General features: G+C 70.8%; 8 protein-coding genes. 3 read left to right on the top strand and 5 right to left on the bottom strand.

The window, feature by feature from the left end:
• Positions 1 to 140: 140 nt before the first annotated feature.
• Positions 141 to 1,607, bottom strand: coding sequence for an MFS transporter (locus tag C1I95_RS29385; RefSeq protein WP_111218726.1), 1,467 nt, complete (start codon positions 1,605 to 1,607; stop codon positions 141 to 143).
• Positions 1,608 to 1,670: 63 nt separating this feature from the next.
• Entirely contained in the window at positions 1,671 to 1,907 is a 237-nt protein-coding gene (locus tag C1I95_RS29390) for a hypothetical protein (RefSeq protein ID WP_111218728.1), read from the bottom strand.
• 176 nt (positions 1,908 to 2,083) lie between these two features.
• Here C1I95_RS29390 and C1I95_RS29395 point away from each other — a divergent pair, with 176 nt between their 5' ends.
• Together C1I95_RS29395 and C1I95_RS29400 are read left to right on the top strand one after the other, a co-directional pair.
• A complete protein-coding gene (locus tag C1I95_RS29395) occupies positions 2,084 to 3,241 on the top strand; it encodes a geranylgeranyl reductase family protein (RefSeq protein WP_111218730.1) in 1,158 nt (385 codons plus the stop codon).
• 164 nt (positions 3,242 to 3,405) lie between these two features.
• Positions 3,406 to 3,588 carry a hypothetical protein gene (locus tag C1I95_RS29400; protein ID WP_111218732.1) on the top strand — a complete coding sequence of 61 codons (183 nt, stop codon included), beginning with the start codon at positions 3,406 to 3,408 and terminating at the stop codon, positions 3,586 to 3,588.
• Positions 3,589 to 3,780: 192 nt separating this feature from the next.
• Here C1I95_RS29400 and C1I95_RS29405 read toward each other — a convergent pair whose 3' ends face one another.
• The 3 genes from C1I95_RS29405 to C1I95_RS29415 form a co-directional block, all read right to left on the bottom strand.
• Complete coding sequence (locus C1I95_RS29405; protein WP_111218734.1) at positions 3,781 to 5,568, bottom strand: bifunctional metallophosphatase/5'-nucleotidase; 1,788 nt, start codon at positions 5,566 to 5,568, stop codon at positions 3,781 to 3,783.
• Between the two features lie 132 nt (positions 5,569 to 5,700).
• Positions 5,701 to 6,363: a nucleotidyl transferase AbiEii/AbiGii toxin family protein gene (locus tag C1I95_RS29410; protein ID WP_233513965.1), complete on the bottom strand. Its 663-nt coding sequence runs from the start codon at positions 6,361 to 6,363 to the stop codon at positions 5,701 to 5,703.
• A 79-nt stretch (positions 6,364 to 6,442) separates the two neighbouring features.
• Positions 6,443 to 6,784, bottom strand: coding sequence for a hypothetical protein (locus tag C1I95_RS29415; protein ID WP_111218736.1), 342 nt, complete (start codon positions 6,782 to 6,784; stop codon positions 6,443 to 6,445).
• A 769-nt stretch (positions 6,785 to 7,553) separates the two neighbouring features.
• Between C1I95_RS29415 and C1I95_RS29420 the strand changes: the two genes are divergently transcribed.
• A complete protein-coding gene (locus C1I95_RS29420; protein ID WP_111218738.1) occupies positions 7,554 to 8,141 on the top strand; it encodes a hypothetical protein in 588 nt (195 codons plus the stop codon).
• Positions 8,142 to 8,402 lie beyond the last annotated feature (261 nt).

Below are 8,402 nucleotides of genomic sequence, written 5' to 3' on the forward strand. Positions count from 1 at the left end.
CGGTGAGTCCACCGCATAGGCGGCAACCCCGGGCGGGGCTGGCTCCGAGCGTGGCCGGGGTCTCCCGCGCGGACGCGACCACGCTCCCACCCGGCACTCACCACCCGGCCTTCAACGAGGGGCCTCCCCTGCGCCAGGCGTTAAGAAGGTGCCCTTCCTTGCGTGCGGGTCTGGCGGTGGTGGCGGGCGATGTCGAGGAGGGCGGCGAGCAGGGCCAGCGCGACGATCCCGGCGCCGAGCAGCAGCGATCGCTCGAAGGCTTTCGTCCAGGCGTTGCCGCCGCTGGCCACGGTGGAGAAGAAGACCGAGCCGACGGCGGCGATGCCCGCCGCCGAGCCGATGCGTTGGCCGGTCTGGAGCATGCCCGCACCGCTGCCCGCTTGAGGGACGGGCACCTGCGACAGGGTCAGCGTCTGGTTCGGGGCGATCACCAGCCCGCTGCCGAGCCCGGCGACCAGCAGCGGTGCCGCGGTCACCCAGGGCACGGGGGCGTGTGGGAGCAGGTCGATGGCGAGCGCCACCAATCCGAGTCCGGCCACCACGGCCAGCAGCCCGACGGCGACCAGTGGTCGGCCGAACCGGTTCACGATCCGTCCGCCGATGGTGGCCGCGACCGCTGAGCCGAGCGCGAACGGGGTGACCGCCAGACCGGCCACCAGCGCGCTGTAGCCGAGCCCGTTCTGCAGGTAGAGGGTGAAGATGAAGAAGATCGCGGTGAACCCACCGAAGTAGAACAGCGCGATCAGCGAGCCCAGTGTGTACGACTGCAGGCTGAACAGGCGTACGTCGAACAGCGGCGGCCCCTGCCGCGCGTACCACCGTTCCCAGAGCCCGAAGCCGAGCAGCAAGGCCAGGCCGGCGGGGATGAGCAGCCACTTGGCCGGGCCGTGCCACTGGGCATGCTGCACCAGCGGCAGCAGCACCAACGTCACGCCGGCCCCGAGCAGCAGCACGCCGACCGGGTCCAGCCGGCGCCGCGCGGTCCGGGCCGTGACCCGACCGGGCAGCAGTCGCCAGCCGAGGATCACCGCGACGATCCCGACCGGCACGTTGACGAAGAAGACCCACCGCCAGCCGTGCTCCGGCCCGCCGGCGGCGATCAGCAGGCCGCCGAGCAGCGGCCCGACCGCCGTGGAGATGCCGATGACGGCGCCGAGCAGCCCGAACGGCTTGGCCCGCGCCGGACCCTGGAACAGCTGCTGGATCAGGCCGGTCACCTGCGGGTTCACCACCCCGGCGGCGGCGCCCTGGAGCAGTCGGGCGGCGACCAGCCAGCCGGGGGACTGGGCCAGCCCGGCCAGCGCGCTGGTCAGCGTGAACAGGGCGATGCCGAACACGAAGACGTCGCGCCGGCCACGGATGTCACCGAACCGTCCCGCCGGCACCAGCGCCAACCCGAAGGTCAGGGCGTACCCGGACAGCACCCACTGCAGTTCGCTGGGGTTGGCGTGCAGGGCACGTTCCAGCGACGGGATCGCCACGTTGACGATGCTCACGTCGAGCAGCGTCATGAACGTTGCGACCAGCCCGACGGCGAGCGCCTGCCATCGTCGCCGCTCGTCGTAGGCGTCGGGGTCGGCCGACCCTTTCGTCCCCGCCGGAGCCATCACGTCCCCCGTCGATCGCGCGCTACCCCGCCTGCGGGGGAAGGTGTCGTCCGGCGACGCCCGTCACGCCAGCTGCTGGGCGCAGAACCGCGGACCGAAGTCGAGCCCGGCCATCGGCGAGTCCTCCCGGTGCAGCAGGTTCTTCTCGGTGAGCAGATGCAGGGGATTCTGCAGCTGCTCCTCGGTGAGGCCGCACTCCTGGGCGATCGTGTCCGGGTAGGGGACCTGTCCCCGCGCCTCCAGGGCCGCCACCGCGTCGTAAACCCGAGCCTCGACGTCCGACAGCTGCACCTGCTGCATGGTTTCCTCCTCACGCTCTTCCGCCTGTCGCAGGCGGTCTGCGCCGCGCGGTTACCCCCTGGGCGGCCGAAGATGCACGCCCGATCGGGGGCCGCGCGACCTTCCCTGGGGGCCGGCCGACTATGAGCGACCGGCAATTTCACCGCCCTGTTGCCGGTCGCTCTTAGGCTGCATCGGTGACCGTCTGGGATCTGGTGGTGATCGGCGGCGGACCCGCCGGACTGTCCGCCGCCTTCGTGGCCGCCCGTCGCGGGGTGCGCACGCTGGTCATCGAGCGGGCCACGCATCCTCGCTACAAGACCTGCGGCGGCGGGTTGATCGGCACGTCGCTCACCGCCTTGGCCGGGCGGATCGAGGTGCCGGCCCGCGACGTGGTCGACCGGGCCACCTTCACCCTGGACGGACGACGCGGCTTCACCCGGCGCCACGGGGCGGGACCGCTGGTGACGATGGTGCGGCGGGAGGAGTTCGACGACCGGCTGCGGGCGGCTGCCGTGTCCGCTGGGGCCGAGGTCCGCGAGCAGGTCGCGGTCCGCGCGCTGGAACAGACCCCCGAGGTGGTACGCCTGCGGCTGGCCGGCGGTGAGACGGTCCGCGCCCGCGCGATCGTCGGTGCCGACGGCTCCTCCGGGGTCACTGCGCGTCACGTCGGGGTGCGCTACCGGCAGGTGGATCTGGGGTTGGAGCTGGAGTTGCCGGTGTCGGCGGAACAGCGGGCCCGCTGGCGGCACCGGCTGCTGCTGGACTGGGGCCCGCTGCCCGGCTCGTACGCCTGGGTGTTCCCGAAAGACGACCGACTGACCGTCGGGGTGATCGCCGGCCGGGGCGAGGGGGAGCGTACCCGGGAGTATCTGCGCCGGTTCGTGGACCGGCTCGGCCTGGCCGGCGTGCAACCGGCCCACGACTCGGGGCATCTGACCCGGTGCCGCGCCGACGACTCGCCGCTGCGGCGGGGCCGGGTGCTGGTCGCCGGCGACGCCGCCGGTCTGCTGGAACCCTGGACCCGGGAGGGGATCAGCTACGCGCTGCGTTCCGGCGAGCTGGCCGGTGACGCGGTCGCCGACGGCGATCTCGCCGGCTACCAGAGCGCGGTGGTCGAACGGCTGGTGCCGGCCATGCGCGCCGGGTACCGGCTGCTCGACGTCTTCTCCTGGCGGCCGGACGCCTTCCACGCGTTGGTGGCCACGCCGCTGGGCTGGCGGGCGTTCGCCCGCTTCTGCCAAGGACGGGCCGACTTCGACGAGGTGATCGGGCGGGCGCCGATCCGGGCTGCCCTGGCCCTGGTGGACCGCCTCCCCAGGCGACGTGCCTCGCCCACCCACGCCGAGCCCTGACCGGTATCCCGCGCCTTTCCGGCACCCAGCCGTCCCGTCGTGCGGCGCCGCCGAGCACACCGGCACCCATCCAGGATCCTAGGACGCCTTACTGGTAGTGATCCCAACTGTGCGGCACATGGCGAGCAGCAGCTGACAATGGGGGAGCGTGGAGGGAGAAGGCCATGACGGAGAGTTCTGGGCTGCCGTTCACCGACGACGAATACGCCTTCCTGCGGCACGTCCGCTTCGGCGAACTGCCGCCGGCGGTGCGCCCTGAGGAGCGGATCCCGCTGACCGAGACCGAGCCGCGTCGCGACGGCCCGGACCCGGACGACCCGCACCGCTGGGCGCTCCGCTACCCCTGAGGTCCTGCGGCGACGCCACACCGCAGGGTGGGTACGTTCGTTGTCGCCGGAGCAGCAACAGATGTACCCACACCAGATGGTGGGAAGGGACCGCCCTCGCGGCTCAGCTACGCCGGGACGACACGAGGAACCCCCAGCGTTTCAAGCTGGGGGTTCCTCGTTGAGCCTCCGTACGGTTCAGCTTTCGTACGGTCAGAAGACCGGGACGCCCTCGCGGACCAGGCGCCAGTTCGGCTGGAAGAAGTCGGCCGGGTCGATCGCGCCCCGGGCCTGCGCCCAGTCGATGAGCAGCTGGCGGATCTCCTGCTGCGCGTTGTACACCTGGGTCTTCACGATGCCGGGGAAGTTACCGCCGCCGCTGCGCCGGTAGTTGTTCACCGCCACCACGAACTGCGCGCCGTCGGCCACCGGCGTGTCGGTGCCGGGCAGGACCAGCCGGGTGATCCGCTGGCCGACCGGGCGGGAGATGTCGATGTCGTAGTCGATCCCGGAGAACGCGTCGTAGTTGTAGTCCGGCACCGCCGGGTCGCTGATCGTGTCCGGGTTGACCGGGGCACCCGGTGCGTGGATGCGGAAGTACCTCGCGGAGTACTCCAGGTAGGCCCGCACCTCGACGCCGCTGAGCACGACCGCCTCGAGGGTGTTGTCGTACACGTACAGCCCGGCCACGTCGCGGATCTTCACGTCGCCGGCCGGGAAGACCGCGGTCCGGCTGAACGGCGCCGCGATCGACAGCACGGGCAGCCCCGCGTACGCGGTGCCGGCGAGCGCCGCGCTGACCGTCTCGGTCTGCACGTGGTTGATGAAGTCCAGGATCGGGGTGTCCTGGTAGCGGGACTCGGCGGCCGACAACTCCACCGTGGACCGGGCCACCACCTGGTTGACGTACGCGACGGTCTTCTCGTGCTGTTTCCGGACCGCGGCCAGGACCTTGGGGTCCTCGACCACCGTGTTGGTGTTCAGCAGGGCGGCGGACTTCTTGGTGATCTTCCACTGGCCGCGCTCACGGATGAGGGTGAAGTCCATCCGGGTCAGCCGCTGACCCCACCGCGACGGCTCGGAGAGCAGCACCTGCTCGCCGGTGCTCTTGTTGGTCACGAACCGCTCGGGCACCTCCGCGTGGGCGTGCCCGAACAGGATCGCGTCGATGCCAGGGACCTGCTCGGCGATCATCGCGGTCGGGTTCTCGTTCGGCAGCTCCGGGCCGTAGCTGGAGGTGCCGCTGTCCCCGCCGTGCGCCGAGATGAGGATGATGTCCGCGCCCCGGTCCCGCATGATCGGCACGTACTTCGCGGCGGTGGCGATCATGTCGTCGAAGCGCAGCACGCCTTCGACGTGCGCCCGGTCCCAGATCGCGGTGCCGGGGTTGGTCAGGCCGAGGATGCCGACCCGCACCGGCGGTGCGGCGAAACCGGGCGAGACCTTCTTGATGACGTACGGCAGGAAGGCCGGCTTGCCGGTGGCGACGTTGATCGCGTTGGCGGCCAGGGCCGGGAAGCCGAGCTGGCGGATCCACTTGTCCAGCAGCGGCAGGCCGTAGTTGAACTCGTGGTTGCCCAGGGTCACCGCGTCGTACTCGATGACGTTCATCGCCCGGGCCATCGGGTGCTTCTCCCCGGTGACGGTGATCGGCTCCTGCTTGGCGTAGTACGTGGCCAGCGGGGTGCCCTGGATCGTGTCGCCGGCGTCGAGCACCAGGGTGGCCTTGCCGCGCCGCTCGGCGCGAATCTGGTTGATCAGGGTGGCCAGCTTCGCCACGCCGACGTCGTTCTGCCTGCTGTCGTCGTACTCGGCGTCACGGTAGTAGTCCCAGTTGTAGACGTTGCCGTGGGTGTCCGACGTACCGAGCAGGGTGAGGTCCCAGGTCCGCTTCGGGCCGGTTGCCGCCGCGGGCGCGGCGGTGACCAGCGGTGCGGCGGCCGCCGCAGCCGCGGCGACGATCACCTGGCGGCGGGACGGGCCGGTGGGAGAGGGGGTCATTTGCTGCCCTTCCAGACGGTTGATGGCGCCTCATGGGCACCGCCGGCACCATAACCAGCGAAGGTAACAGTGGCCACAACAGCCGGCCCCGTTTGAGGGAAGGACCCATGGTTGGCGGGCGGACGCTGCGTCTCAGCGTGGCCAGCCGGCCAGCTGCCGCCGAACCTGGGCGATGTCGGCGGGGCCGAGGCCGTAGCGGGCGAACCGGCGGTCCGGGATGCGGTCCAGGTAGCGTCCGGCCGCCCGGATGTCCTCGTCGTCCAGGGCCGGGTCGAGTTGCCGGGCCAGGTCCAGCAGTTCGGCCACGTCCCGGTGCTCCAGGGCGGCCGCCACGTCGATGTAGTCGCGCACCTCGCGCCGGTTGACCAGGGCGGCGGTCTTGTTGGCGATCAGATCCCGTACGTCCATCACCGGCCCGAGGTCCATCATCACCACCGGGCTGCGGTGCCGGTCGAGTCGTGCCAGGCTGAGCCGGATCTGCCGGCCGTCCCGACCGACCACGAAGTCCCGCATGTCCCGGTCGAAGCCGTCGAACAGGTCGGCGAGGTCACTGTCCGGATCCGCGTCGACCACTTCGAAGCCGGCGGCCTCCAGCGCGGCCCGCACCCCGGCCGCCGCCGCCGCGGCGGCGCCCTCCACGTCGGCGAAGAGGTCGACATCCTCGGTGGGGCGGGTGACCAGTCCGTGCGCGGCCCACGCCACCCCGCCGCCGAGTACGAAGCGGTGCGGCCCGGCGACGGCCAACGCCACCCGGGCCACCTCGCGGTAAAACTCGTGCGGATGCGCTCCGCTCACGCCGCCGCCGCCTCGCACCGCTCCGCGTCGACGCGAGGTGCCATGCTGCTGAGCCGGATGGTTCGCTCGCTCCGCTCGCTCACGCCGACCGGAGACCCTGGTGCCGGGTCTCCCAGGCCAGCCGTACGCTGCGGGGCAGGTTGAGCAGTCGCCACACCCGGCGAAGGGTCCGGCCGTTGACGAGCTGGCGCAGGTCGTCGACGCTGGTGGTCTCCCGCAGCACGTTCTCGTACATCCAGAGCAGTTGGTCGGGGTCGCGTAGGTCGAAGGCGCGGTCGGCGCTCCACATCAGCCGCACCGGCAACTCCACCACCCCCCGGGTGGGCCCGCGCAGCTCGGCCAGCGTCCGGGCCACCACGGCGGGACGGCCGGGCCGGGCCAGGTACGCCACGCCGGTCGTGGTGGGGGAGACGGCCTGCATGCTGTCAGGGTAACCCCACCGCAGCCGAAAGCGGACCTGCGACCTGCACCGCCGATAAGCACGCGCCGATCGCCGAGCACCGCGGCCGGGTTGAGCGTCCGGTCTCCGCGCGCCGGTCTCGCCATGGGGGTGACTTGAACCCCGGTTGCTGTTTCCCGGTCACCGCCTTGCCGGCAAGCGGTGTCCGGTTCCGTAACCGGGTCACCGATCCGAGCGAGTGGGATGTCCGTTTTCTGCGGTCCGGTCACCGCGTCTCGAAGGACCCGCCGGTCGAGCCCGCCGCGGCCGAGCGGATTGTCGGGTTTCGGTGTTCCGGTCGCAACGCACTATAGGAATTCCTGTCGGGTTACGGCCGGAATGTTCGGTCTCCGGCCGTGGCCGAGGGCATCCTCGGGCGGGAATTGGCGGCGGGGTGGGGGCGTTGTATCGGGTGGCTGATCGAGCAGGGCCGCCTGCCCTTGTGGGTGTGAGCGTGGCCGGCGGTTCGCCGGAATGATCCGGCCCGGTCGGTCGTTGGATATGGTCCCGGCGCTGCGAGGCGCTCGCGCCCTGCGCGGGCCGCCGGCTGGCTGGGTCGGGAATGTTGGCGGCCGGCTGGTCGTTGGACATGGTTCCGCCGACGGGGTGGGTCGCCTGATGGCTCGACCCCCCGCCAACTCTTCCTCTTCTTTCCCCCTTTCTGGTCTTTCGCGCCTGTGGGCGCTGACCGCGTGTGCCGTTCCCCCGGTTGTGCTGGTGCGCGTGTCTTCCCCCGAATGGAGTTTTGATCATGAATTCGATGCTGCGTAAGAGTGTTCTGGGTGTTGCTGGTCTGGCTTTCGCCGGTGGTGTGTTCGCCGGTCCGATCGCCCACGCGGACGCTGCTGCGGTGACCGCTGGTAAGTCGGTCGCGGCGGTGCAGGCCGACAAGCCGGACACGAGCAAGTTGATCCCGAACGGTGTGCAGGGCGCCCAGTCCCGCATCGACCTCAACGGTGAGCAGACCGCCAACGTCAAGGCGATCATCGCGGCGACGAAGAAGACCGGCATGGACGAGCGTGCCGCGGTGGTGTCCATCGCGACGGCTTTGCAGGAGTCGAAGTTGGAGAACCTGGGTCACCTGGGTGACCGTAACGACCACGACTCGCAGGGCCTGTTCCAGCAGCGCCCGTCCTCGGGTTGGGGCACGGTGGAGCAGATCACCGACCCCGAGTACTCGACCACGGCGTTTCTGAAGGGTTTGAAGCAGGTTGACGGGTGGAAGGACATGCCGCTGACCGCTGCTGCGCAGAAGGTTCAGGTGTCGGCGTACCCGGATCACTACGCCCAGTGGGAGCAGCAGGCCGCTGACCTGGTCGCTCAGCACTGGACCAGCTGACACACGTATAACCGACTGGCCGGCACCCCACCCGGGGTGCCGGCCAGTCGGTGTCTGCGCCACCAAATTGTGAATCTTGGACAGTTACCGTTACGCGCGAACGGAAACTGTCCAAGATCTGCGCAGGGCCTACGCGGTGAGTCCACCGCATAGGCGGCAACCCCGGGCGGGGCTGGCTCCGAGCGTGGCCGGGGTCTCCCGCGCGGACGCGACCACGCTCCCACCCGGCACTCACCACCCGGCCTTCAACGAGGGGCCTCC

It is taken from the genome of Micromonospora craterilacus, assembly GCF_003236315.1.
Classification (GTDB): Bacteria; Actinomycetota; Actinomycetes; order Mycobacteriales; family Micromonosporaceae; genus Micromonospora; species Micromonospora craterilacus.

Excerpts from the sequence above, each read along its gene's own strand:
- C1I95_RS29405 (WP_111218734.1), bottom strand. The coding sequence starts at position 5,568 with ATGACCCCCTCTCCCACCGGCCCGTCCCGCCGCCAGGTGATCGTCGCC.
- C1I95_RS29420 (WP_111218738.1), top strand. The coding sequence starts at position 7,554 with ATGAATTCGATGCTGCGTAAGAGTGTTCTGGGTGTTGCTGGTCTGGCT.
- C1I95_RS29385 (WP_111218726.1), bottom strand. The coding sequence starts at position 1,607 with ATGGCTCCGGCGGGGACGAAAGGGTCGGCCGACCCCGACGCCTACGAC.
- C1I95_RS29415 (WP_111218736.1), bottom strand. The coding sequence starts at position 6,784 with ATGCAGGCCGTCTCCCCCACCACGACCGGCGTGGCGTACCTGGCCCGG.
- C1I95_RS29390 (WP_111218728.1), bottom strand. The coding sequence starts at position 1,907 with ATGCAGCAGGTGCAGCTGTCGGACGTCGAGGCTCGGGTTTACGACGCG.
- C1I95_RS29400 (WP_111218732.1), top strand. The coding sequence starts at position 3,406 with ATGACGGAGAGTTCTGGGCTGCCGTTCACCGACGACGAATACGCCTTC.